Source organism: Enterobacter cloacae complex sp. IR53030 (assembly GCF_049238365.1).
In the GTDB taxonomy this organism is placed as follows: domain Bacteria; phylum Pseudomonadota; class Gammaproteobacteria; order Enterobacterales; family Enterobacteriaceae; genus Enterobacter; species Enterobacter kobei.
The window spans coordinates 162,627-186,799 of record NZ_JBMKHA010000002.1; the positions used below are offsets into that span (position 1 = coordinate 162,627).

Annotated in this window: 20 protein-coding genes and 2 pseudogenes; 13 read left to right on the forward strand and 9 right to left on the reverse strand. The window is 54.8% G+C overall.

What is annotated here, in order from left to right; all coding sequences use genetic code 11:
- The first annotated feature begins 9 nt into the window (after positions 1–9).
- Positions 10–2,085: a glycogen debranching protein GlgX gene (gene glgX, locus ACOTXR_RS02590; protein ID WP_023330442.1), complete on the forward strand. Its 2,076-nt coding sequence runs from the start codon at positions 10–12 to the stop codon at positions 2,083–2,085.
- Positions 2,086–2,087: 2 nt separating this feature from the next.
- Here glgX and ACOTXR_RS02595 read toward each other — a convergent pair whose 3' ends face one another.
- On the reverse strand, positions 2,088–2,633 hold the full coding sequence (locus ACOTXR_RS02595) for a winged helix DNA-binding protein (protein WP_014883867.1): 546 nt from the start codon (positions 2,631–2,633) through the stop codon (positions 2,088–2,090).
- Positions 2,634–2,831: 198 nt separating this feature from the next.
- On the opposite strand from ACOTXR_RS02595, the gene ACOTXR_RS02600 reads away from it, so the two are divergent.
- From ACOTXR_RS02600 to ACOTXR_RS02610, 3 genes are read left to right on the forward strand one after another with little or no spacing between them, the layout of a single operon-like run.
- Entirely contained in the window at positions 2,832–3,554 is a 723-nt protein-coding gene (locus ACOTXR_RS02600; RefSeq protein ID WP_014883866.1) for a DUF969 domain-containing protein, read from the forward strand.
- Entirely contained in the window at positions 3,551–4,537 is a 987-nt protein-coding gene (locus ACOTXR_RS02605; RefSeq protein WP_023330441.1) for a DUF979 domain-containing protein, read from the forward strand. The genes ACOTXR_RS02600 and ACOTXR_RS02605 overlap by 4 nt, the downstream gene beginning before the upstream one ends.
- Positions 4,538–4,546: 9 nt before the next feature.
- Entirely contained in the window at positions 4,547–5,542 is a 996-nt protein-coding gene (locus ACOTXR_RS02610) for a DUF2891 domain-containing protein (protein WP_058689958.1), read from the forward strand.
- Positions 5,543–5,621: 79 nt separating this feature from the next.
- Here the strand turns inward: ACOTXR_RS02610 and ACOTXR_RS02615 are convergent, their stop codons facing one another.
- Positions 5,622–7,040, reverse strand: coding sequence for an MFS transporter (locus ACOTXR_RS02615; protein WP_058689959.1), 1,419 nt, complete (start codon positions 7,038–7,040; stop codon positions 5,622–5,624).
- A 118-nt stretch (positions 7,041–7,158) separates the two neighbouring features.
- Between ACOTXR_RS02615 and ACOTXR_RS02620 the strand changes: the two genes are divergently transcribed.
- Positions 7,159–8,064 (forward strand): LysR family transcriptional regulator, encoded by a 906-nt coding sequence (locus tag ACOTXR_RS02620; RefSeq protein ID WP_014883862.1) that lies wholly within the window; start codon positions 7,159–7,161, stop codon positions 8,062–8,064.
- A gap of 4 nt (positions 8,065–8,068) precedes the next feature.
- Here ACOTXR_RS02620 and ACOTXR_RS02625 read toward each other — a convergent pair.
- Both ACOTXR_RS02625 and ACOTXR_RS02630 read right to left on the reverse strand, forming a co-directional pair.
- Positions 8,069–9,523, reverse strand: a pseudogene (locus ACOTXR_RS02625) (Cu(+)/Ag(+) sensor histidine kinase).
- Positions 9,513–10,196, reverse strand: coding sequence for a copper/silver response regulator transcription factor (locus ACOTXR_RS02630; protein ID WP_045134020.1), 684 nt, complete (start codon positions 10,194–10,196; stop codon positions 9,513–9,515). Before ACOTXR_RS02630 ends, ACOTXR_RS02625 begins: the two are co-directional and overlap by 11 nt.
- Before the next feature lie 162 nt (positions 10,197–10,358).
- On the opposite strand from ACOTXR_RS02630, the pseudogene ACOTXR_RS02635 reads away from it, so the two are divergent.
- The 4 genes and pseudogenes from ACOTXR_RS02635 (at position 10,359) to silA (ending at position 16,527) form a co-directional block, all read left to right on the forward strand.
- Positions 10,359–11,744, forward strand: a pseudogene (locus tag ACOTXR_RS02635) (efflux transporter outer membrane subunit).
- 28 nt (positions 11,745–11,772) lie between these two features.
- Positions 11,773–12,114 (forward strand): cation efflux system protein CusF, encoded by a 342-nt coding sequence (cusF, locus tag ACOTXR_RS02640; RefSeq protein ID WP_045134022.1) that lies wholly within the window; start codon positions 11,773–11,775, stop codon positions 12,112–12,114.
- Positions 12,115–12,125: 11 nt separating this feature from the next.
- Positions 12,126–13,376, forward strand: a complete 1,251-nt coding sequence (locus tag ACOTXR_RS02645; RefSeq protein WP_058689962.1) for an efflux RND transporter periplasmic adaptor subunit — start codon at positions 12,126–12,128, stop codon at positions 13,374–13,376.
- A gap of 10 nt (positions 13,377–13,386) precedes the next feature.
- Positions 13,387–16,527 (forward strand): Cu(+)/Ag(+) efflux RND transporter permease subunit SilA, encoded by a 3,141-nt coding sequence (silA, locus tag ACOTXR_RS02650; protein ID WP_222834856.1) that lies wholly within the window; start codon positions 13,387–13,389, stop codon positions 16,525–16,527.
- A 42-nt stretch (positions 16,528–16,569) separates the two neighbouring features.
- Here the strand turns inward: silA and ACOTXR_RS02655 are convergent, their stop codons facing one another.
- Positions 16,570–17,139, reverse strand: coding sequence for a hypothetical protein (locus ACOTXR_RS02655; RefSeq protein ID WP_058689964.1), 570 nt, complete (start codon positions 17,137–17,139; stop codon positions 16,570–16,572).
- 382 nt (positions 17,140–17,521) lie between these two features.
- Here ACOTXR_RS02655 and ACOTXR_RS02660 point away from each other — a divergent pair, with 382 nt between their 5' ends.
- Together ACOTXR_RS02660 and ACOTXR_RS02665 are read left to right on the forward strand one after the other, a co-directional pair.
- Positions 17,522–17,965 (forward strand): PACE efflux transporter, encoded by a 444-nt coding sequence (locus ACOTXR_RS02660; RefSeq protein ID WP_058690774.1) that lies wholly within the window; start codon positions 17,522–17,524, stop codon positions 17,963–17,965.
- 149 nt (positions 17,966–18,114) lie between these two features.
- Positions 18,115–18,477, forward strand: a complete 363-nt coding sequence (locus ACOTXR_RS02665) for a DUF4406 domain-containing protein (protein WP_058690773.1) — start codon at positions 18,115–18,117, stop codon at positions 18,475–18,477.
- Positions 18,478–18,509: 32 nt separating this feature from the next.
- Here ACOTXR_RS02665 and ACOTXR_RS02670 read toward each other — a convergent pair whose 3' ends face one another.
- Positions 18,510–19,271 (reverse strand): DeoR/GlpR family DNA-binding transcription regulator, encoded by a 762-nt coding sequence (locus ACOTXR_RS02670; protein WP_058690772.1) that lies wholly within the window; start codon positions 19,269–19,271, stop codon positions 18,510–18,512.
- 86 nt (positions 19,272–19,357) lie between these two features.
- On the opposite strand from ACOTXR_RS02670, the gene ACOTXR_RS02675 reads away from it, so the two are divergent.
- Positions 19,358–19,942, forward strand: a complete 585-nt coding sequence (locus ACOTXR_RS02675; RefSeq protein ID WP_014883849.1) for a GDP-mannose pyrophosphatase nudK — start codon at positions 19,358–19,360, stop codon at positions 19,940–19,942.
- An 83-nt stretch (positions 19,943–20,025) separates the two neighbouring features.
- Positions 20,026–20,784 carry a trans-aconitate 2-methyltransferase gene (gene tam / locus ACOTXR_RS02680; protein ID WP_014883848.1) on the forward strand — a complete coding sequence of 253 codons (759 nt, stop codon included), beginning with the start codon at positions 20,026–20,028 and terminating at the stop codon, positions 20,782–20,784.
- An 8-nt stretch (positions 20,785–20,792) separates the two neighbouring features.
- Here tam and ACOTXR_RS02685 read toward each other — a convergent pair whose 3' ends face one another.
- From ACOTXR_RS02685 to ACOTXR_RS02695, 3 genes are all read right to left on the reverse strand, one after another.
- On the reverse strand, positions 20,793–21,983 hold the full coding sequence (locus ACOTXR_RS02685; protein ID WP_058690771.1) for a cytochrome c biogenesis protein/redoxin: 1,191 nt from the start codon (positions 21,981–21,983) through the stop codon (positions 20,793–20,795).
- A 135-nt stretch (positions 21,984–22,118) separates the two neighbouring features.
- The gene (locus tag ACOTXR_RS02690; protein ID WP_014883846.1) at positions 22,119–23,417 is read right to left on the reverse strand and encodes an ATP-binding protein; all 1,299 of its coding nucleotides are present in this window, start codon (positions 23,415–23,417) and stop codon (positions 22,119–22,121) included.
- Positions 23,414–24,154: a response regulator gene (locus ACOTXR_RS02695; RefSeq protein WP_014883845.1), complete on the reverse strand. Its 741-nt coding sequence runs from the start codon at positions 24,152–24,154 to the stop codon at positions 23,414–23,416. The genes ACOTXR_RS02690 and ACOTXR_RS02695 overlap by 4 nt, the downstream gene beginning before the upstream one ends.
- Positions 24,155–24,173: the final 19 nt, after the last annotated feature.

Below are 24,173 nucleotides of genomic sequence, written 5' to 3' on the forward strand. Positions count from 1 at the left end.
AGAACGAAAATGGCAAAGGATACAACGTTTGAAATTCGGGCCGGTCATGGCCAGCAGTTGGGTGCAAATTATGATGGGAAGGGGGTCAACTTCGCGCTGTTCTCCGCTCACGCTGAGCGGGTGGAGCTCTGTCTGTTTGACCCCTCCGGGAAAACGGAAATCGCCCGGCTCGAGCTTCCTGAATATACCCACGAAGTCTGGCACGGCTATGTGCCGGATCTGAAGCCCGGTACGCTTTACGGCTATCGCGTCTACGGCCCCTATGACCCGGAAAACGGTCATCGCTTCAACCCGCATAAACTGCTTATCGACCCCTATGCCCGCGAACTGGTGGGTGATATCGACTGGAACGAGGCCCATTTCGGCTATGCGCTGGGGCATGACGAATTAGATTTGAGCTTTGATACCCGTGACAGCGCCCCGTTCACGCCAAAATGTAAGGTTATCGACCCGAACGCCTGTGACTGGCAGGACACTAACCGACCCACTATCCCCTGGCCGAACACCGTGGTGTATGAAAGCCACGTAAAAGGGTTTACCCAGATGAACCCGGCAATTCCTCCCGAACTGCGGGGCACCTTTGAGGGAATGGGGCATAAAGCCTCCGTGGACTACATCAAAAGCCTCGGCATCACCTCGGTGGAGCTGCTCCCGGTTCACTGGTTCCCGGACGATCAACATCTTCTCGACCGCGGTCTGAAAAACTTCTGGGGCTATAACACGCTGGGCTTTTTTGCGCCGGCGTCGCGCTACTTCGGCCCGGCGGGGATCCAGGGCTTTCGCGATATGGTGCGCGCTTATCATGATGCGGGCATCGAAGTGATTCTCGACGTGGTGTATAACCACACGGCGGAAGGCAATGAGCTTGGCCCCACGCTCTCGTTTAAAGGCATTGATAACTACAGTTATTACCGCACGCTGCCTGACCAGCATCGGTATTACATCAACGACACCGGAACGGGGAACACGGTCAATACCTCTCACCCGCGTGTGCTGCAGATGGTGATGGATTCGCTGCGCTACTGGGCGGAGTCGATGCATATTGACGGTTTCCGTTTCGACCTGGGAACAATACTGGGCCGCGAGCCGGAAGGGTTTGATCCGCGCGGCGGCTTTTTCGACGCCATGACCCAGGATCCGGTTTTATCCCGACTGAAGCTGATTGGTGAACCCTGGGATATCGGCCCCGGCGGCTATCAGGTGGGCGGTTTTCCGCCTGGCTGGGGTGAATGGAACGACAAATACCGAGACACCGTACGCGAGTACTGGAAGGGGGACAACGTCTCTAACGACTTTGCCGCCCGTCTGCTGGGATCCGGTGACTTGTACGATCTGCGCGGGCGTCGCCCCTGGGCCAGCGTTAATTTCATCACCGCCCATGACGGCTTTACGCTGAATGACCTGGTGTCGTACAACGAGAAGCATAACGCCGACAACGGGGAAGACAATAATGATGGCCATAACGATAACCGTTCATACAACTATGGCGAAGAAGGGCCGACGGAGAACCCGGATATTATTGCTACCCGCGAAAGGCAGAAGCGTAATTTCCTGACCACGCTGCTGTTTTCCCATGGTACGCCAATGCTGCTGGCCGGCGATGAGTTTGGCCGCACGCAGAAGGGCAACAACAACGGCTACTGCCAGGACAGTGAGATCTCGTGGATCGACTGGAAAGGACTCTCCGAGAACGACGCCGCGCTGCGCGAGTTTACCCGACGTTTGATTGCGCTTCGTGCCGCGCAACCGTTATTGCGTCGTGAAAGCTGGCGCGACGGGCTGGAGATCCGCTGGTTTAACGCCGGCGGCGGCCCGCAGCAGGCAGAGCAGTGGGATGAGGGCTCGACGCTCGGGGTGTCCATCAGCAGGCCCGATCTCAAACAGGAAGAGGGCATCTGGCACGATGTGCTCATGCTGTTCAACCCGTTTGAAGGCAGCGTGGCATTCCAGATCCCACAGTTTGGTGAAGGGGGATGGGTGCTGGAGCTGTCTACAGCCGATGACGCCGTGACCGGGAAGGCGATCACCGAAGCGGTAGAATTCGAGCTGGCCGGACGCAGCATTACTCTTTTCCGACGGCCCTGAGTTTACAGTGATGCCGCCGCCCTGGCGGCGGTGTCGTACAGAGAGGAAATCGTGCGTAACAGCTGCGCGGTTTCGCCAATGGATTTTCCTGCAATGCCGCTCTCCGCATGTATCGCGATCAGACACGCCTCCCGCACGTCGCGGTATTTCATACATAACGCTTTCCCTTCCTCCGTGGTGGAGAAAAAGAGCTCTTTTCCCGCTTTCTCACTTGTCACGTAGCCTGCTTTAACCAGCTTTTTCAGGGCATAAGTCACCACATGCGTATCTTCCACGTTGAGAACAAAACAGATATCAGCCAGCTTTTTCTTGCGGTCGCGGTGGTTCACATGGTGCAGAAGTGAGACATCAAAGGCGCCCATATCGGGTTCGCCGGCAGCCGTCATGCAGCGCACCATCCATTTGTTGAACGCGTTGCTGGTCATGATCAGCGCGTATTCCAGCTCTGACAGTTCCGCGCAGCGCTCGGACACCAGATGGCGGGACGAGACGATCCGGCCATCGTTGATGTCGTCGTGATGGGGTGAAGCACGCTTTTCTGAGGTCATAACGTTCCTTAGTCAGAAATGTAAACTCATCGATAAAATAAGAACATTTTATTGATAAATTGTTTACATGTTTTTGAGGTTCAGATATAGCTTTTTAGCGCAGGTTTTGCAAAGCCTGACGAAAACACAACATCGCTCGCCGCAAATTAAAAAAATAGCCGTCGGCGCGCAACGCTCACTTTCGATAGGGTAAACGTTATGGACGGTTCTACGCTGTTGCCGCTGATCGGGATACCGATCGTGGTTATTGGTTTTGCTTTGCGCTTCAACCCGCTACTGGTGGTCGTGGTGGCGGGGCTGGCGACGGGTCTGCTGGTCGGTATGGATTTCGGCATGCTGCTTGAGACCTTTGGCGAGAAGTTCGTCAATAGCCGATCGCTCGCGACCTTCATTCTGATCCTGCCGGTCATTGGTCTGCTGGAATATTACGGGCTAAAAGAGCGCGCCCAGGCCTGGGTCGCGAAGATCGCCAGCGCCACCTCGGCGCGTATTTTGATGCTCTACTTTGTCGCCCGTGAAGGCACGGCCGCGTTAGGGCTGATGTCGCTGGGCGGGCATGCCCAGACGGTACGCCCGCTGCTGGCGCCGATGGCTGAAGGGGCCGCTCTGAACGAGTATGGTGAACTGCCGCAGCATATCCGCGACAAAATCAAAGCCCATGCCGCCGCGTGTGACAATATCGCGGTCTTCTTTGGGGAAGACATCTTTATCGCCTTTGGTGCAGTGCTGCTGATTGACGCGTTCCTGAAAGAGAACGGCATTCAGGGGATTGAACCGCTGCATATCGGCCTGTGGGCCATTCCGACGGCCATTGCGGCATTGATTATTCATATGACACGCCTGCTGCGCCTGGATGCCAGTATCCGTCGTGACGTGATGGCCTGGCGTGCAGAGCAGGCAACGCAGGGGGCCGCGCAATGATGACGCTTATCACCATTAACCGCGTGTACTACCTGATTGGCTTCGTCGTAATGTTGCTGGTGGTTATGACCCTGCGCGATCGTGCGAATCCGAAGCGTTTCACCACCGCGCTTTTCTGGTTTTTATTTGGTGGGATTTTCCTGTTCGGTGATCTGATGGTTCAGGAGCTCGGCAAATCGCTGGCGTACCGAATCATCGGCGGCAGCGTTATCGTTATCGCGCTGCTGGCGGGCTTTGGTCTCGTCGGAAAGGGGCACTACAAAATGGCCTCCGATGAGGAACGGGTTGCCTCGTCAAACCGCCTCAAAAACTGGCTGTTCCTGCCTGCGCTGATGATCCCCGTGGTGACGGTGATCGGGACGCTGTTCCTGAAGGGCGTGTCGATTGGCGGCGTTTATCTTCTCGACCAGAAACAGCTCACCCTTGCGGCGCTGTGCGTGGCCTGCGTCGCGGCGATCCTCACCGGCTGGTGGCTGACGAAGGGCACGCCGCTGCACGCGATTCGCCAGTCTCGCCGTCTTGTCGATACCATCGGCTGGGCGGTGATCCTGCCGCAGATGCTGGCCATGCTGGGTGGGGTATTCGTGGCGGCCAATACCGGTGACTCCGTGCAAAAGGTGGTGAGCCTGTTTGTGAACCCGGATAACCGCTTTATGCTGGTGGTGATTTACTGCGTGGGGATGGCGCTGTTTACCATGATCATGGGTAACGCCTTTGCCGCTTTCCCGGTATTGAGTGCCGGTATCGCCTTGCCGTTCCTGATTAACGTGCATCACGGTAACCCGGCACCGCTGCTGGCGATTGGCATGTACGCAGGGTATTGCGGCACGCTGATGACGCCGATGGCCGCGAACTTCAATATCGTGCCCGCCGCGCTGCTGGAGCTGAAGGACAAATATCAGGTAATCAAGATCCAGATCCCGACCGCGTTAACCTTGCTGGTGGTGAACGTGTTCTTAATGTATTTCCTCGTTTTTCGCTAAGGAGCGGTTATGGAATTAACGCAACAACAGGCTGACGCGTTTGCCCGAATGCCTTTAACCTATTTGCGCCAGGAATACCCGAACCACATCATGCACCTGCTGAATGATGATGGTGATGTTCTGCCGCCTCGCGAACTGCACCCGATTTTCTACGGCTGTTTTGACTGGCATTCGGCCGTGCACGGCTACTGGTTGCTGCTGCGCTGCGTGCGTCTCTATCCCGAATTGCCGTGCCGGAATGAAATCGTCGCGCTATTCGACGAGCACCTGACCGAAGAGAACGTGGCTAAGGAACTGGCCTATTTTACTGCGCCGTTCCGCGCCTCGTTTGAGCGCCCGTATGGCTACGGCTGGCTGCTGGCGCTGGCCCAGGAACTGAAACAGTCGTCGCTGCCGCAGGCCGCAGGCTGGTATCAGACGCTTGAACCGTTAACGCAGGATATTCGCAATCGTCTGGTGGATTACCTCGGCAAGCTCACCTATCCGATCCGCGTCGGGACGCATTACAACACGGCGTTTGCTCTGGCGCTGGCGCTCGACTATGCGCGTACAGTGAGTGACAGCGGGCTTGAGCAGGCTATTCTGGCATCAGCGGAACGGTTTTATCTCGCCGACACGCGCTACCCGGCGCACTACGAGCCCGGCGGTGATGAGTATATTTCCGGTGCTCTGACAGAAGCGTTGCTGATGAGCAAGGTGGCAGAGGACTTCCCGGCCTGGTTCGACGCGTTTCTGCCGGAGGTGGGCGCCGTTGCAGCCCTGATGAGCCCGGCGCAAGTGAGTGACCGTACCGACCCGAAAATTGCCCATCTGGACGGGTTAAACCTAAGCCGCGCCTGGTGTATGAAGCATATCGCAAAAGCGCTTCCCGCAAACCATCCGGCGCAGCAGGCGCTGCGTGATTCGGTGGCGAAACACCTGATGGCAAGCGTAGAGCATGTTGTCGGCAGCCACTACAGCGGCGGGCACTGGCTGGCGAGCTTTGCGCTGCTGGCGCTGGAGTAAATAAACGATACGCCTTTCTTGCCGGGTGGCGCTGCGCTTACCCGGCCTACATTGTTCATTAAAATCAATATATTGCATATTATCTTGTAGGCCCGTGCAAGCGTAGCGCCGCCGGGCGCAGCCTGCTCGCGCTAAACAACACGGCGCCCGTCGAGGCTATGACGGCGATCCACAGCGCAACATGCACGATCCGGTCATCAAGGGTTTGGCCGGGTGTTGCCGCCAGCAGCACGCCCACCGTAGCGGCGCCGAGACACTGGCCGAATGTCCTGACGATAGACAACACGCCGGAGGCATAGCTGGCATAGTCCCGCACCACGTTAGCGAGCATTTCCCGGTTATTGGGGCTCTGGAAGCAGCCAAACCCTATCCCGCAAACCAGGCTGCGTAGGCAGATATTCCATACGGATGGGCTTTCAGGCAGGGTCGCCAGCAGAACCAACCCACCGACAAATATCATCAGCCCGAGGGTCGAAATCAGCGGCGCGGAAATCGTATCAGCCCAACGCCCCGCGTGCGGCGCAATCAGCACAATACCTATCGGCCACGGGGTAAAGAGCAGCGCAGAAACCACGGGACTGTAGCCATACACGCTCTGAAACAGGAACGGCAGCGCGACAAAGGTGATGCCCTGGCTCACAAACGAGGCCAGCGAGGTTAGCGCAGCGAGGGTAAAGCGTCCGTTTTTGAATATGACGGGCGGCAATAAAGGGTGACTTGCCCGCCGAATCCGCCAGATAAAGGCGAGGGCGCTCATCAGCGCGAGAAGTTCCCAGCCGATGGCTTCGTGATTAATGTGCTGCGTGACGCACTGAAGACTGTTGGCCGTCATGATCGTGGCTCCCAGAAATGTTGCGGAGAGCACCGCGCCTGGCGCATCAAAGGAGGATTTATCACCCGCTGATTCCTTCGGTAAAGCGCGCCATGCCAGCAGCAGGGCGATGCAGCCTGGAATAAGGTTAATGGCGAACAGCCACTGCCAGCTCAGCGCGTTCAGAATCGTTCCGCCCAGCACCGGGGCTATGGCCGTGCTGGAGGCGATAAGCAGGGCGTGCAGCCCCAGAACGCGGCCAAGCAGTCTGCCGGGGAAAACGGATCGCAGGATTGCCGGGGCGATGCTCAGGGTGGCCGCGCCGCCGATGCCCTGCAGAATACGCATTCCGATCAGCACATCCGGGGTCTTCGCCAGCGCGCAGCCGAGAGAGGTAAGCGTAAAGGTGGCAAGCCCGGCCAGAAACACCGGGCGATAGCCCACGCGCGCCGCCAGCGCGGCAAAGATGGCGAGGGTCATGGCCGCTGACAGCAAATAACCGTTGGCGAACCAGACAGCAACATTGGCAGGAACCTGCATTGCGCTTGCCATGGAGGGGAGCGCGATGTTGATCATCGTTCCGTCAAAGACCCCCATCAGCGTGGTGGTCATCACGGCGGCCAGGACCCGGGCGCGCTCATGCCCGGATAAACCTTCATCGCCGGGCAGGTTTGAAAATAGCGTCATCGTCGTTACTCCAAAAAAAGAATAGTAATGACGAAACTATAATCATCAGGTATACAGGGCGGAAGACGCAGCATTTGCACTTAATCGTTGCATATAACGCCTTATCTGAGGATTCCTCGTGACCGATCCTGACTTTAATCTGCTTGTCGCGCTCGATGTCCTGCTGGCCGAAGCCAGCGTGGCGGGCGCGGCGCGACGCTTAAACCTGAGCACCTCCGCCATGAGCCGAACCCTGAGCAGGCTGCGGGAGGTCACCGGCGATCCTATTCTGGTTCGGGCGGGTCGTCAGATGGTGCTGACCCCCTGGGCGGAAGCCACACGGGATCGCGCCCGCAACGCCGTACACGAGGCGAGGGCGGTGCTCCAGCCCTCCAGCGATACGCTGAAGGTCGAGAATCTGGCGCGCCTGTTCACCATCAGAGCCAACGACGGTTTTGTGGTGGCGTTTGGGCCACTGCTTATTGCCGCAGTCGCGAGTGTTGCCCCCGACGTTTGTATCCGTTTCTCCCCGAAACCTGAAAAAACATCGCGCTATCTGCGAGAGGGGCTTGTCGATCTGGAAATCGGCGTGCAGAGCAATATGGGGCCTGAAATACGTCTGCAACGGCTGTTTCAGGACAGGTTTGTTGGCGCAGTGCGCCAGGGGCATCCACTGGCTTCGCGCCCGTCAGTTAGCCTGCAGGATTATATCTCCTGGGGGCATGTGGTGGCCTCGCCCGACGGATCGTTACACGGTTTTGTCGATGACGCGCTGGCGGAACGCGGGATGAAACGTAACGTCGCCAGCGTTGTGCCCGGTTTCCCGACGGCGTTATCCGTGGCGTTGGCCTCCGATCTGATTGCCATGGTCCCGGCGCTGTATTTGCTCAATCAGCCCATGTCAGAACGCGTACACGTCTTTGAACTGCCGTTTAAAACCCGGAGCATTACCGTCTCACAGATGTGGCATCCGCGCATGGAAAAGGATCCCGCGCACCGGTGGCTCAGGGAGAAGGTGCTGGAAGTGTGTCGGCCGGTTCGCTGACCGCTTAAACGGTTTTCTTCGGCACGGAAAGTATAAAGCGCGTCGATACCGCATCGGATTCCACACGGATTTTTCCGTGATGGGCGCTGACGATGGATTTCACGATGGCAAGGCCGATGCCGCTGCCTTCGCCTTTACGCTGTCTTGATGGATCCACCCGGTAAAATCGGTCAAACAGCCTTGGCAGATGTTCTTCCGGGATCGGCACGCCGGGGTTGGCAACCACCAGTTCAACATTGTTTTCCTGCTCTCGGAGTGAGACGGTCACCGCTTTTCCTTCCGGCGTATAGCGCAGGGCATTGGATAACAGATTGTTAATCGCCCTTCTGAACATCTGCGGATCGCCTTCTGTCAGGCAGGGCATTCCGTTAAATTTCAGCGTGACGTTACGTTCTTCCGCCCAGGCTTCGAAGAAATCGAACACTTTCATGACTTCAGCGCGCAAATCAAAGATCGCCCGGTCCGGGATGAGCTGATTATTATCCGCCTGCGCCAGGAACAGCATGTCGCTGACCATCCGGGTCATTCGGTTGTACTCTTCGAGACTGGAATACAGCACATCTTCCAGCTCCTTCTGAGAACGGTTCTGGCTCAGCGCAATTTCCGTTTGCGTCACCAGATTGGTAACAGGCGTTCTGATCTCATGCGCGATATCGGCGGAAAAATTGGCCTGGCGGGTAAAGACATCTTCAATTTTTTCAATCATATGGTTGAAAGAGATCACCAGCTGTTCCAGCTCAACGGGCACGCGGGACGGTTCAAGTCGCGCGTCGAGATTCTCTGAGGTGATATTTTTAATGGCGGTGCTGACGTTACGCAGAGGCAGATGGCCCTGGCGTACCGCAATACGAATGACAACAATAATCAGCAGACTGATTGCCGCGGCAATCGCGAAGAGATTCTTCTTCAGGGCATCCAGGTAGTGCAGATGAAAATTAATGGAGAGGCCAATCAGCATCACGTAGTCCTGCGATTTGCCCTGCAATGTCGCCGTGCCTGACGAGGCGATAATCCGGTACGTGTCCATTTTCATGTCGGGCCCCGCGTGCATGGAAGCAGAAGAGTCCTCCACCGTCCACAGAAAGACATCCTGGGTGCGACGGTGCACGTTAAAATCCGGTGTATTCATCGCAGGGCGTAATGCTGCCCCGTGTGCCGAGCTGAACAGGGTATTTCCCTACGGATCCACAAGCAGAACGGCAACGTTGCGGTAACTGGCGATCGACTCGTTGAGTTTACTGATTTTCTTCCGCTCGGGTTCGGCAGGTGACTGTAGGATACGGTGCATCGCGATGCTGATTTGCTGCAGATCGCTGATGTCCTGCTCAGCAAAATGCTTTTCAACGGAATGCACCATAAACCACGTGAAGGCGAAAAACGCCAGGATCGTGGAGAGACTGATAAAAAAGGTCAGCCGAAGAGCCAGCGAAAAAGGGCGCCGGAAAGGCTTAATGCGCATCCGGCGCCTCCAGCATATAGCCCACACCGCGCACCGTCTGGATCAGCTTGTGTTCATAATCGTTATCGATTTTTGCCCGAAGCCGTTTTACCGCCACATCAATGGCGTTCGTATCGCTGTCAAAGTTCATGTCCCACACCTGAGAGGCAATCAGGGAGCGGGGCAGCACTTCTCCCTGATGACGAAGGAAAAACTCCAGCAGGCTGAACTCCTTACTGGTTAACAGGATGCGATTCCCCGCCCGGCTCACTTTTCTCGACACGAGGTCAACCGTCAGGTCAGCCACCTGAAGCTGGCTTTCCGCAATCACCGTATTTCCGCGCCTCAGCAGCGTTCTTACCCGGGCGAGAAGTTCAGCAAAGGCAAAAGGCTTAATCAGATAATCATCCGCACCCAGCTCAAGCCCTTTGACCCGGTGTTCAATGGTGCCGAGCGCCGTGAGGAGCAGTATGGGCATTCCTTTCCCGGCCGAACGCAGCATGCGGACAATATCCCAGCCGTTCACGTCGGGAAGCATAATATCCAGAACCAGCAGATCGTATTCCGCAGTCATGGCGAGATGGTAACCGTTGAGGCCATTGTCAGCGTGGTCGACGATAAACCCCGCTTCAGTCAGTCCCTTGCTGAGGTATTCACCGGTTTTCATTTCGTCTTCGACGATCAGTATCTTCATCTTGCTCCCCTGACTGGCTGCTGACGACATTCTATTGTGCTCGCGGCCGTTAACAATGACTTACGTTAAAAATGACAACATTGTCATTATCCTGTCACCCGTCAAACAGGATGCGTTCAGTAGAGTGACCCTAAAAATACTCTGGACTTCATTTGAACCATTATGTTCCTGTTAAAACGACTTAGCATCAGTACGGTATTTTTCCTGACAGGCTGCGTCTCGCTGGCGCCTGAGTACCAGCGACCCGCGTCACCGGTGCCCCAGCAGTTTTCGTTATCCCGAAATGGCCTGACACCTGCGGTGGCGGGGTATCAGGATACCGGCTGGCGTCACTTTTTTGTCGACCCCCAGGTCGTTGGGTTGATCAGCGAAGCCCTGGAAAACAACCGCGATTTAAAAATGGCCGCCCTGAAGGTTGAGGAAGCCCGGGCGCAGTTCACGGTGACGGATGCGGATCGTTATCCTCAGCTGAATGCCTCCTCGGGTATCACCTATAGCGGCAGTCTGAAAAGTGACAAACCTGCCTCGCAGCAGTACGACGCAGGTCTTGCAGTAAGCTATGAACTCGATTTCTTCGGCAAACTCAGGAACATGAGCGAGGCTGAGAGACAAAACTTTTTTGCCAGCGAAGAAGCCCGTCGTGCGGTGCATATTCTGCTCATCTCTAACGTGTCGCAGAGCTATTTCAACCAGCAGCTGGCCTATAAACAACGCCGTATTGCGCAGGAGACGCTGAAGAATTACCAGCAGTCTTACGCGTTCGTTGAGCAACAGCTGGTGACCGGCAGCACAAACGTCCTGGCGCTGGAGCAGGCCCGGGGGCAGATTGAAAGCACTCAGGCAGAGATAGCCAAAAGAGAGGGTGAGCTGGCGCAGGCCAATAATGCCCTGCAGCTGGTCCTCGGAACGTATCGCGCACTGCCGGGCAACAGCGGCATGAACGCCAGCGATATTGCGCCGGTCAGGCTGCCGCCTCATCTTTCATAAGCGATACTGCTGCAGCGCCCGGATATTATGGAGGCGGAGTATCAGCTTAAAGCGGCCGATGCGAATATCGGTGCGGCACGTGCTGCCTTTTTCCCGTCCATTTCACTGACCAGCGGACTTTCAACGGGCAGCACGGAACTCTCCAGCCTTTTCACAACGGGCAGTGGGATGTGGAATTTTATCCCTAAAATTGATATCCCCCTGTTTAATGCAGGCAGAAATAAAGCCAACCTGAAGCTGGCTGAAATTCGCCAGCAGCAGTCGGTTGTGAATTACGAACAAAAAATTCAGTCCGCCTTTAAACAGGTTGCTGACGCGCTCGCGCTGCGGGAAAGTATTAACCAGCAAATTAATGCCCAGCAGCGGTATCTTGATTCGCTAAATATCACCCTGCAACGTGCCAGAGGGTTATATTCCAGCGGTGCGGTGAGCTATATCGAAGTGCTTGATGCAGAACGTTCTCTGTTCTCCACGCAGCAAACTCTTCTCGACCTTATTTATGCCCGTCAGGTGAATGAAATAACGCTCTTCACCGCACTGGGTGGCGGTTGGGTCGAATAAATTCATTTAATTAAACAGGAAAGTAAAAATGCGTAATTCACTTAAAACCGTTGTCCTCGGTGCGATCGCCGTAATGTTTTCTGCCAGCCTTCAGGCCGAGGTTCATCAGCACGCAGGAATGAATGTTGCCAGTGACGGAACCTCAGAGCAGATTATTAAGGGGACCGGCATTATCAAGGATATTGATCTCACGAGTAAAAAAGTCACTATTGCCCATGATGCTATCCCGGCGGTGGGCTGGCCCGCGATGACGATGCGCTTCACCTTTCTTCAGGCTGACGAGAGTATTTCGGCCCTGAAAGTCGGTAGCCACGTTGATTTTTCGTTTGTCCAGCAGGGCAATATCTCTTTACTGAAGAGCATTAAATAGCGAGAAGTAGCATGGCATCTTTAAAAATAAAATACGCTGCCATGATAGTCAGCAGCCTTATTGCAGGAGGGCTGATATCCGTCACGGCATGGCAGCATATTCACGCCTCTGCAAAACCAGAAAATCAGGTTTCTGAAAGAAAGGTACTTTTCTGGTATGACCCGATGAAGCCAGACGTTAAATTCGATAAACCTGGAAAATCACCGTTTATGGATATGGATCTGGTGCCAAAATATGCGGATGAAAATGATGATAAAAGCGGTGCCGGAATACGCATTGACCCCACGCAGGTCCAGAACCTGGGGTTAAAAACGCAAAAAGTCACCCGCGGAACGCTGAATTATAGCCAGACGATCCCAGCCAATGTCAGTTATAACGACTATCAGTTTGTTATTGTGCAGGCGCGCGCGGAAGGTTTCGTTGAGAAAGTATACCCGTTGACGATCGGCGACCATGTCAGGAAAGGCACGCCGCTGATTGATATCACCATTCCGGACTGGGTAGAGGCGCAGAGTGAGTTTTTGCTGTTATCCGGTACCGGTGGAACGCCTGTGCAAATCAAAGGCGTACTTGAACGTCTTCGGCTGGCCGGGATGCCGGATGAAGATATTCAGAAGCTACGGGCGACCCGAACTATCCAGACCCGATTTACCATCAAGGCTCCCATTGACGGGGTGATCACGGCGTTTGACCTGCGCACCGGCATGAATATTTCAAAAGATAAGGTGGTCGCTCAAATTCAGGGGATGGATCCGGTCTGGATCGGCGCGGCGGTCCCTGAGTCTATTGCTTATCTGCTGAAAGACACGTCGCAGTTTGAGATTTCAGTACCGGCTTACCCCGATAAATCCTTCCCGATTGAAAAATGGAACCTTCTGCCGAGCGTGGATCCCAGCACCCGTACGCTGCAGGTGCGCCTGCAGGTCTCCAACAAAGACGAGCGTCTGAAACCGGGCATGAATGCGTATCTCAAACTGAATACGCAAAGTCCGGAGATGCTGTTGATCCCGTCCCAGGCCGTTATTGATACCGGAAAGGAACAGCGCGTGATTACCGTCGATGCAGAGGGGCATTTTGTGCCGAAACCGATCCACGTTCTGCATGAATCTCAGCAGCAGTCCGGTATTGGTTCAGGCCTCAACGAAGGGGAGACGGTGGTGGTTAGCGGTCTGTTCCTGATTGACTCCGAGGCCAATATTACCGGCGCGCTGGAGCGCATGCGTCACGCTGAAACAGCAGACAACACGCATTCAGGTCATTAAGGGGACGATGATGATTGAATGGATTATCCGGCGGTCCGTCGCCAACCGTTTCCTGGTGATGATGGGGGCGCTGTTTCTTAGCATCTGGGGCGCATGGACCATCATCAACACACCGGTCGATGCCTTGCCCGACCTGTCTGACGTTCAGGTGATTATCAAAACCAGTTATCCTGGCCAGGCCCCGCAGATAGTTGAAAATCAGGTGACCTATCCGCTCACTACCACCATGCTGTCGGTACCCGGTGCCAAAACCGTGCGCGGTTTTTCTCAGTTTGGTGATTCGTATGTGTATGTCATTTTTGAAGACGGTACTGATTTGTACTGGGCCCGGTCGCGCGTACTGGAGTACCTGAACCAGGTTCAGGGCAAACTGCCTGCTGGCGTGAGTTCAGAAATTGGCCCGGATGCCACGGGGGTGGGCTGGATATTTGAATATGCGCTGGTCGATCGTTCCGGTAAGCACGATCTCGCAGAATTGCGCTCTTTGCAGGACTGGTTCCTGAAATTTGAGTTAAAAACCATCCCCAACGTGGCTGAAGTGGCATCGGTTGGCGGCGTGGTTAAGCAGTATCAGATCCAGGTCAATCCGTTAAAACTGGCCCAGTACGGCATAAGCCTGCCGGAGGTTAAGCAGGCCCTTGCGTCGTCGAACCAGGAAGCAGGGGGATCGTCGGTTGAAATGGCGGAAGCAGAGTATATGGTCCGGGCCAGCGGCTACCTACAGACGATAGACGATTTCAATAATATCGTGCTGAAAACCGGTGCGAACGGTGTCCCGATTTACCTGCGCGATGTTGCTCGCGTACAAACGGGGCCGGAAATGCGCCGCGGTATTGCTGAGCTGAACGGGCAGGGGGAAGTGGCGGGTGGCGTGGTGATCCTGCGCTCGGGCAAAAATGCGCGTGAAGTCATTACGGCGGTGAAGGATAAGCTGGAGACGCTGAAGGCCAGCCTGCCGGAAGGCGTCGAGATTGTGACGACCTACGATCGCAGCCAGTTAATCGACAGAGCTATCGATAACCTGAGCGGCAAGCTGATTGAAGAATTTATCGTGGTGGCCATCGTCTGTGCGCTGTTCCTCTGGCATGTCCGCTCTGCACTGGTGGCGATTGTCTCTCTGCCGCTCGGCCTGTGTATTGCCTTTATTGTGATGCATTTTCAGGGACTGAACGCCAACATCATGTCGCTGGGGGGAATTGCCATTGCCGTCGGTGCGATGGTGGATGCGGCCATTGTGATGATTGAAAACGCGCACAAACGGCTGGAAGAGTGGGATCATCAGCATCCGGAAGAGCAGATCGACAACGCCACCCGCTGGAAGGTGATCACCAATGCCTCTGTGGAAGTGGGGCCCGCACTGTTTATCAGCCTGCTGATCATCACCTTATCGTTTATTCCCATCTTTACCCTTGAGGGACAGGAAGGGCGACTGTTTGGTCCACTGGCCTTCACGAAAACGTACTCCATGGCGGGGGCGGCCATGCTCGCCATCATCGTTATCCCCATCCTGATGGGCTTCTGGATCCGCGGAAAAATCCCCGCAGAGAACAGTAACCCGCTGAACCGGCTGCTGATTAACGCCTATCATCCGCTGCTGATCAGGGTTCTCCACTGGCCAAAAGCCACCCTGTTGGTTGCAGCCTTATCTATCTTCACGGTTATCTGGCCGCTGAGCCAGGTTGGCGGTGAATTTTTACCGAAGATCAACGAAGGCGACCTGCTGTATATGCCCTCGACCTTGCCCGGTGTGTCTCCGGCAGAAGCGGCGGCGCTCCTGCAAACCACGGACAAACTCATCAAAACGGTGCCTGAAGTGGCGTCTGTTTTCGGCAAGACAGGTAAGGCAGAAACGGCAACGGATTCCGCACCGCTTGAAATGGTGGAAACCACGATTCAGCTCAAACCAGAGGATCAGTGGCGGCCCGGCATGACGATTGACAAGATTATTGACGAACTGGATAACACCGTTCGTTTGCCTGGCCTGGCTAACCTGTGGGTTCCGCCTATTCGTAACCGCATTGATATGCTCTCCACCGGGATCAAAAGCCCGATAGGTATCAAAGTGTCCGGTACCGTTTTGTCTGATATCGACACCACGGCGCAGCGCATCGAGGCGGTCGCCAAAACGGTGCCCGGCGTGGTGTCTGCTCTGGCGGAACGTCTGGAGGGCGGGCGTTACATAGATGTGGATATTAACCGGGAAAAAGCCGCCCGCTACGGAATGACGGTGGGCGATGTGCAGCTGTTTGTCTCTTCGGCCATTGGCGGCGCAACGGTAGGTGAAACGGTGGAAGGCGTCGCCCGCTACCCGATCAATGTTCGTTATCCTCAGGACTACCGGAACAGCCCGAATGCGTTAAAACAGATGCCTATCCTGACGCAGATGAAACAGCAGATCACGCTGGGCGATGTGGCTGATATTAAGGTTGTTTCCGGCCCCACGATGTTGAAAACGGAGAATGCCCGGCCAGCCAGCTGGATTTACATTGATGCACGGGGCAGGGATATGGTATCGGTGGTGAACGACATTAAGACGGCCATCAGTCAGAACGTGAAGCTGATGCCAGGTACCAGCGTGTCTTTCTCCGGACAATTTGAGCTTCTCGAACATGCCAATAAGAAGCTGAAACTGATGGTACCGATGACGGTGATGATCATCTTCATTTTACTGTACCTGGCGTTCCGTCGCGTGGATGAAGCAATGCTGATCCTGATGAGTTTGCCGTTCGCCCTGGTCGGTGGAATATGGTTTCTCTACTGGCAGGGTTTCCATATGTCAGTCGCAACCGGAACCGGATTTATCGCCCTGGCCGGGGTCGCAGCGGAATTTGGGGTCGTTATGCTGATGTATTTACGTCATGCCATTGAAGCGCAACCGGAACTGTCCCATCGGGAAACGTTCACAGAACAAGGGCTTGATGAAGAACTTTATCATGGTGCCGTGCTCCGTGTGCGGCCAAAGGCCATGACCGTCGCGGTGATCATTGCGGGCCTCCTGCCAATACTCTGGGGGACTGGTGCCGGTTCGGAAGTCATGAGCCGGATAGCGGCACCCATGATCGGCGGGATGATCACAGCGCCGCTGTTATCGCTGTTTATCATTCCTGCGGCTTACAAGTTGATTTGGTTGCGCAGGCATAAAAAGCCATAAAAAAATCCCGCTGTAATGGCGGGATTTTTGCGAGATGAATGCTTAACGCGCCTGGCTGATAAGCTTTCGCCAGGCTCTGTTATGCAGAGTAAACAGCAGCATCTTATAAAAGGCGGTGGAAAGAATACAGCTGCCGCTAAGCAGTAACATGACGATACTCACTAGCGCCGCGGTCAGACTGACGCCCGGAGAAGTACTCTCGCTCAGCGCGGCAAGCAGATAAGCTGCTGTTAACAAAAGGCTTATCACCGCCAGCGTAAAATGTAACCGCACAGCGCGCATGCTGCCTTTGCCAATCATAAACATCGTCACACCGTTAAGGCCAGCGAACAGCAGGGCGACCAGCACAACCCACACGAATACGCGCTCGGCTGGCTGGTCGAGTGCGGTGAGTATGCCGTAACCCAGCCACAGCTGCGGAATGGCGAAACTGACAATCACCCCGAGCGTACTGACCGCCGCCGGAATACCCATGGTATGTAGGCCTACAGGCTTACCCATTTCTTCGGCCAGCTGCGTCTTGATCTGTTGCAGCTGCGTCGGGGCGGCATTGTTTATGTTGACGGCCACCTTATTACAGTGTTGCAGTCGACGGGATAAAACATTAAACATTTGAATACTCAGCGATTAGGCACACATGTTGATTTATATGATCGTATGGAAAAGATTCCGTTCAAGAGCATCACGGCATTTTTTAATAAGTATCTCGATAAGCGATAGTAGAAGGGAAGGCAACTATGAAGGTTTAGTTGGTATCATTACGGGCCTCACATCCAATTTAACATAATATACATTATGCGCACTTGCATTAAGTAAGGCGAAATCTGGCGTTTCATGGCTACGTTGACCTGAATGCTGATACCCTCTGAAAGCGTCTCCGTTGACCATCTCACAGTGCCTTCCGCTTTTGCTCAGAGTTTCAATCCTGCATGTTTAGAAAAAGTTAAACGATGCCTGATATACTTCAGCTTTTGGAAAACGCAGCCCTGAGCAAATGGAAATTGAATTAAATAAAAGCGTTAAAGAACGAATCTTCCATGCTGTCATTTTTGAAGTCATAGCTAACGTTATCATCGCGCTGTCGCTTGCCTGGTTGATGAACGTTTCGATACTCCAGTCTGGCTCGCTGTCCGTGATATCTGCACTGACCGCGACGGCATGGAATTTTGTTTTTAATAAACTCTTTGACTCGCTGCAGAAAAAATACCGCTTTCAACGAACCTTCCTTGTTCGTGCTATCCATGCGGTGGGTTTTGAAACAGGACTGATCATCACCTTAATGCCCGTTGCGATGGTTATGCTGGATTTACCCATCACTGAGGCATTTTTCGTTGAGATTGGACTGGTGCTGTTTTTCCTGCCATACACAATGCTGTTTAACTGGCTATACGATTACCTGCGTTGGATGTTCGTTGGACGGAGGCGTTCGGCTTCGTAGCAATAGCCCTTCTGCCTAAGTGATTACATGCTTTGCCATGCATGTTTTTGCACGAGAATGCACGAAAACATTTCATAACGCGGCGGTAATCTCGTAAGATATTGTCTGCAAACGTGCAACTTCATGCAATCACACTGACAGAGGTATCTATGACACAACAGCTCATTTTAATTGCCGGCCCCTATCGAAGCGGCACCGATGGCCTTCAGGCGCGCATTGATGAGAATCTTGCGCGTCTCGAAAACGCCGCATTAGCCGTATACCAGCGTGGTCACGTTCCGGTCATTGGCGAATGGCTGGCTCTGCCGCTGGCGAAGGCCGCGGGCTCGACATCGTTGGGAGATGACATCGCAGAATCAATGCTTTACCCCGTAGCTCAACGGCTCATCGCAAAATGCGATGCGATTTATCGGATTGCCGGTGTGTCTAAGGGGGCGGATATGGACATTGAAGTGGCCAGGGAACTTGGCCTCACGATTTATACTACGCTGGAGAGCATTCCTCAGGCTTAACGATGACCGTGCCAGTCAGTCATCTGACTGGCTCATGAGGAAGCCAGTACGACCGATACCCCTTTTTCGGATAGCGTATGCACCCAACCACGATCGGTATCGTCTTCGACGACAAGGGTATTCGCTAAGGACACGTCCCCAATCACAAACGATGACGCCGTATTGATTTTTTCCGGTGAAGCCAGAACAACCGTCTCGGCCGCTCTGCCGGAAAATGCACGTTTGATGCACGCCTCTTCGAAATCGCCCGTGGTCAGCCCTGCTTCCGGATGGATCCCGGTCACGCCCATAAAGAACAGATCGGCATGAATGTTTTCGATACCTTCGATGGCCGCCGCGCCGACTGCAACAATTGAGTGTTTATACAAACGGCCGCCAATCAGAATCACTTCAATAGCGGGATGATTAACCAGCCCCAGAGCAATGCTCGGACTGTGCGTCACCACGGTAATACGCAAATCAGGCGGTAAGAAAGTAATCAGTTCAGAGGTGGTCGTTCCACCGTCAATGATCACTACCTGGCCCGAAGAAATCAGCTGCGCGCCCTTCTGCGCCACCTTTCTTTTGGCATCCATTTTAACGGCCTGACGCTCTGCAAAAGGCACAATAGCGGAAGACGACGGCAGCGCACCGCCGTGAACACGCTGTAAACGCCCTTCTGCCGCCAGCTCGCGTAAATCACGCCGGATGGTGTCCTCAGAGACATCAAAGAGAATGCTGAGCGCTTTAGACTGGACCTGGCCTTCGGCGCCGAGCTTCTCAAGTATCAATTGTTTTCGCTGACTGGTGAGCATTCTGGATTCCTGATATTGCATGATAAATCTTGAAACTGCACGTTAATGCTGTTATTGATCGTTACTCTACGTAAGGAGGACAAAACGTGCAATCGAAACGTGCAGATGTGCGCATCATTAACGATGAAATATTGTCAGATAACTGGTACTTACTCAAAAAATATACCTTTGACCATCAACGACGCGATGGCGAATGGCAGCGACAAACCCGTGAAGTCTATGACCGGGGGAATGGCGCGACTATTCTGCTCTACAACCGTGATAAAAAAACGGTGATTCTGACTCGCCAGTTCCGTTTTCCTGTCTTTATCAATGGTCATCAGGGTGATCTGATCGAGGCTGCTGCGGGCCTGCTCGACAATATGGATCCAGAGAGCCGAATAAAGGCAGAAGCGGAAGAAGAGACCGGGTTTAAGGTGTCGAGCGTGCAGAAAATCTTTGAAGCCTATATGAGCCCGGGTTCCGTTACGGAGAAACTCTACTTCTACCTTGCCGAATATCAGCCAAAGGATAAAACCAGCGCAGGCGGCGGTATCAAAGCGGAGGGTGAGGATATCGACGTGCTGGAGCTCCCCTTTGAGGACGCTTTGCGGGGCATTGAAACGGGCATGATTGTTGACGGGAAAACCATCATGCTGCTCTATCATGTTGCACTGAAAGGCATTCTGTAATCTGACCTTGTTGCGGCACCTGTCCCGGTGCAGGTGCCGGCCTGTGCTATCCTTGCTGGTACACGCAAAAAGGAGATCTAAAGATGGCCGACTGGAACCCTTCTCTTTATCTGCAATACGGTGCTGAACGCACGCGTCCTGCCGCTGAGCTACTCGCCAGAATCCCACTGGATGACGTCGCCACCCTCGCCGATTTGGGCTGTGGTCCGGGAAACAGCACGGCGCTGTTGCGCCATCGCTGGCCGAACGCACAGATTACCGGGGTCGATAACTCGCCTGCCATGCTGGAAGAGGCGCGCAGTGCGCTGCCGGGCTGCCGCTTTGTTGAGTCCGATATCCGCCAGTATAAGCCGGACCAGGCGCTGAATTTGATTTATGCCAATGCCTCATTGCAATGGGTTCCAGACCATTACGATCTTCTGCCTCACCTTGTTTCTCTCCTCGCGCTTAATGGCGTCCTGGCGATCCAGATGCCGGACAACTGGCTTGAGCCTACTCACGTAGCCATGCGCGAAGTGGCCCTGGAGCAAGACTATCCTGACCGCGGTAGAGAACCGCTGCCTGGGGTCCATGCCTACTATGACATTTTGTCCGAAGCCGGGTGTGAGGTGGATATCTGGCGGACGACCTATTTCCATAAAATGCGCTCGCATCAGGCCATCATTGACTGGGTCAGCGCCACCGGGTTACGCCCATGGCTCCAGGAACTGAACGAGCACGAACAGAAACGTTTCCTGAAACGCTACCATGAACTACTGGAAGAGCAGTATCCGCTCCAGGAAAACGGGCAGATACTGCTGGCTTTTCCTCGGTTGTTTATGGTTGCTCAGCGTCAACCCTGAGGTGGTAGTCAGGAACGGGCTTCTTTCAGCAGTTGATGGATCACCTGTTCCTGTTCATCGTAATTTCCCTCCCCAAAGGAGGTGTAGCGCAGCTGCCCTTTAGCATCAAAGTAATAATGCGCTGGCCAGTACTGGTTGCCGAAAGCATTCCAGATTTGGTAATTATTATCCGTCACAACCCGATACGGCAGCTGCCATTTATTCACCGCATTTTTTACCGACGAAATCGGTTTCTCCCACGGATATTCCGGGGTATGAACCCCAATCACGACCAGACCTTGCGACTGATACTTTGTGGCCCAGTCGCGCACATGCGGAAGCGTATGCTGGCAATTAATGCAGTCCCAGGTCCAGAAATCAATCAGGACCACCTTCCCGCGCAGTGATTCAGACGTGACAGTGTCACCGTTTATCCACCCTGTTCCACCGCTCAACGACGGCAGCTGGCTACTCGGCTCGGTCATCACCACCGGCTGGAGCTTCACCGCTTGTGTAGCGGGTTTTGCCAGATTCAGCAGCGTGGTTTCAAGACGGTCCGCCACCCCATTTGCGCCTTTCAGAACAGACGTCATTCCGGTCGCGTTAAAGACGACAGCCGCTAACATCACCACGCCAGCCCCCTGGCGAAGCTTCGCCATCAGCGCCGATTTTGCTCTCAGTGGTGCCATCAGCGTGCGGCCTCCGAGAACGAGTAAACCCAGCATTAACGCGCATCCACTGCCGTAGGCGGCAAGTAACGCCCCTGTCGCGATGGCTGAATGTCCCGCAATATTAAGGCTGAATATCGCCCCCAGAATGGGACCTGCGCAGGGGGACCAGAGCAACCCGACCGCCAGCCCGGCCAGAAAAGCAGATGCCATGCCGCGTGTTTGTCCGCTTCGGGTGTTCAGGACGTTTCCCGCGCTGACTGCTGGCCCGGCAATTCGCTGGGCAAAGGAGGGAAAAATTAACGCCAGCGCGGCCGTAGCCAGAATGATAAGCGCGATCCAGCGTCCAACGACGGTGGCTTCAGCTATCCACTCGCTGGCGACGGTGACAACCATCGCAACCAGGGTGAACATCACGATCATCCCCGCGAGCAGTGCCATAATATGTCGTCTTTGCCCCTGAAAACCGGCAAACAGGAGGGGAATAACCGGGAGTGTACATGGACTGAGCAGGCTTATCATCCCGCCCAGAAAAGCAATTATCAAAAACATAGAGACCTCACGATACAAGTCCTGCGACGCTGCAGTGAGGCTATTTCATCGTGCGGATGTGTTCAGGATATGTGTAAAAGCGCGGGTTTTGTCTGGCTCTGTATCTTCCCGGAAGGCAGATACAAAGCCATACAATTAACGTCGTGGGAGCGTAACGGAGACATCCAGCCCGCCCTCGGCGCGGTTCACCAGCTTCAGCTTGCCGTCCAGCTGTGCGGTCAGTTGCGCAGCAATTGCCAGACCCAGTCCGGTTCCACCGGTATCACGGTTGCGCGATGTTTCAACCCGATAAAACGGCTGCAATACGGCCTCCAGTTCGGCATCGGGTATTCCCGGGCCGCCATCAATAATGTGGATCACCACCTCACTGGCGGATGAATCATCAATGACAATGTTGGCGCGCTCGCCAAATTTCAGGGCGTTATCCAGCAGGTTGGTCATCACCCGGCGAAGCGCCTGCGGACGCGTGACAATCGGCAAACGGGATTCGCCCGCCTGAAATTGCACGTTTTTACCGATGTCCTGATAATCACAGGCGATGCTGTTTATCCAGGCATTAAGTTCCAGCTTCAGCGATGTCTCTTCCAGTGATTCTGATGACCGGGCATAGGCAATTCCCTCGCGCACCAGACGCGACATATTATCAAGGTCATCCATGAGCTTGTCGCGCAGTTCAGGGTGTTCCGCCATTTCGACCCGCAGCTTCATGCGGGTAATCGGCGTCTGGAGATCGTGCGAAATGGAGGCCAGAATCTGCGCACGTTCCCGGAGATAAGACTGAATACGTGCCTGCATGGCGTTGAAGGCATGGGCAGCCCGTTGTACCTCAAGCGGCCCTTTCTCGGTCATTGGCGTATTGGCCGCCGGATCCAGGGCGTCAACCGCGCGGGTAAACTGTGAAAAAGGCCGCACTACCTGCCGCACGGCAAACCAGGAGCAGGCCGCGAGCAGCAACAGTTGCAGGATGAGAACAACGGGCAGCCAGCTGGCGACCGGTGGCATGCGCGGGATCAGATCAATGGTCAACGGCGCGCCGTCGTGTAACGTAAGATGCGCCTGGATATGTGAAATGGCGCCAGGAACAGCCGTAAAGCTGAGCGGGTATTGTGCTGCCAGTGTCGCTTTTAGGGTACGGATGGCATCCCGGGAACGCTTATCCGTCGGTGCGTTGCCCGGCTCACCCGGACCGAGGATATAACGATAGTTACCCCGCTCAAGGCGCGGCAGCCAGGCCGCCCGTTCAGTGGCCGGCAAGCGGTCTAAAATGGCCACGCTGGTCGCGACATCGTATTCCAGGTTACCGAGCATCACCGTGCGGGCGCTGTGCATTCGTTCTATCATGACCAGCGTCAGGCTCAGGGCGTTGGCCAGCAACAGGCCGGGAAGCACAATGATCAGCAAACGGGCCAACAGTGAGCGTGGCCAGAACCTCATTCGTTCGCCTCTTTGATCGTGACCGGCATGGTAAACACATAGCCCTCGCTGCGCACGGTTTTAATATAGGCGGGTGTACGCGCATCTTCATTCAGGCGTTGACGTACCCGGCTGACCAGCAGATCGATAGAACGTTCAAACAGTTCGGCGTCGCGCCCCTGCGTCAGGTTGAGCAGCTGATCGCGAGTCAACACGCGCTGAGGATGATCGAGGAAAACGCGCAGCAGGCGATACTCCGCCCCGCTGAGCGCCACAATCACCCCTTCCGGGTCTATCAGGTGGCGGGCAACGGTATCGAGCTCCCATTCACCAAACGTCACCAGTCGCCCTGCTTCTGTTACCTGTAAATTGGGCGGCATTGTACGAAAACGGCGTAAAATCGCTTTGATTCGCGCCAGCAATTCGCGCGCAACAAAAGGCTTCACAACGTAATCATCCGCCCCCATCTCCAGCCCCAGGATCCTGTCCGTCTCCTCATTACGCGCCGTCAGCATCAGGATAGGCAGATCTTTATGTTTGCCGACACGCAGTTGCCGACACAGCGTAAGACCGTCATCGCCGGGCATCATGACGTCCAGCACCACCAGGTCGATATGCTGTTTATCCAGCACGGCGCGCATCTCCTTGCCGTTGGCCGCGCCGGAGGCGCGATAACCGGACTTAACGAGATAGTCGACAATCAGTTCACGAATATCCCTGTCGTCATCGACGACAAGGATATGGTCAATATGCTCCACCGAAATCTCCAGACTGAAG

Coding starts and splice junctions, on each gene's coding strand:
- glgX (WP_023330442.1), top strand. CDS start 10: ATGGCAAAGGATACAACGTTTGAAATTCGGGCCGGTCATGGCCAGCAG.
- ACOTXR_RS02595 (WP_014883867.1), bottom strand. CDS start 2,633: ATGACCTCAGAAAAGCGTGCTTCACCCCATCACGACGACATCAACGAT.
- ACOTXR_RS02600 (WP_014883866.1), top strand. CDS start 2,832: ATGGACGGTTCTACGCTGTTGCCGCTGATCGGGATACCGATCGTGGTT.
- ACOTXR_RS02605 (WP_023330441.1), top strand. CDS start 3,551: ATGATGACGCTTATCACCATTAACCGCGTGTACTACCTGATTGGCTTC.
- ACOTXR_RS02610 (WP_058689958.1), top strand. CDS start 4,547: ATGGAATTAACGCAACAACAGGCTGACGCGTTTGCCCGAATGCCTTTA.
- ACOTXR_RS02615 (WP_058689959.1), bottom strand. CDS start 7,040: ATGACGCTATTTTCAAACCTGCCCGGCGATGAAGGTTTATCCGGGCAT.
- ACOTXR_RS02630 (WP_045134020.1), bottom strand. CDS start 10,196: ATGAAGATACTGATCGTCGAAGACGAAATGAAAACCGGTGAATACCTC.
- cusF (WP_045134022.1), top strand. CDS start 11,773: ATGCGTAATTCACTTAAAACCGTTGTCCTCGGTGCGATCGCCGTAATG.
- ACOTXR_RS02645 (WP_058689962.1), top strand. CDS start 12,126: ATGGCATCTTTAAAAATAAAATACGCTGCCATGATAGTCAGCAGCCTT.
- silA (WP_222834856.1), top strand. CDS start 13,387: ATGATTGAATGGATTATCCGGCGGTCCGTCGCCAACCGTTTCCTGGTG.
- ACOTXR_RS02655 (WP_058689964.1), bottom strand. CDS start 17,139: ATGTTTAATGTTTTATCCCGTCGACTGCAACACTGTAATAAGGTGGCC.
- ACOTXR_RS02660 (WP_058690774.1), top strand. CDS start 17,522: ATGGAAATTGAATTAAATAAAAGCGTTAAAGAACGAATCTTCCATGCT.
- ACOTXR_RS02665 (WP_058690773.1), top strand. CDS start 18,115: ATGACACAACAGCTCATTTTAATTGCCGGCCCCTATCGAAGCGGCACC.
- ACOTXR_RS02670 (WP_058690772.1), bottom strand. CDS start 19,271: ATGCTCACCAGTCAGCGAAAACAATTGATACTTGAGAAGCTCGGCGCC.
- tam (WP_014883848.1), top strand. CDS start 20,026: ATGGCCGACTGGAACCCTTCTCTTTATCTGCAATACGGTGCTGAACGC.
- ACOTXR_RS02685 (WP_058690771.1), bottom strand. CDS start 21,983: ATGTTTTTGATAATTGCTTTTCTGGGCGGGATGATAAGCCTGCTCAGT.
- ACOTXR_RS02690 (WP_014883846.1), bottom strand. CDS start 23,417: ATGAGGTTCTGGCCACGCTCACTGTTGGCCCGTTTGCTGATCATTGTG.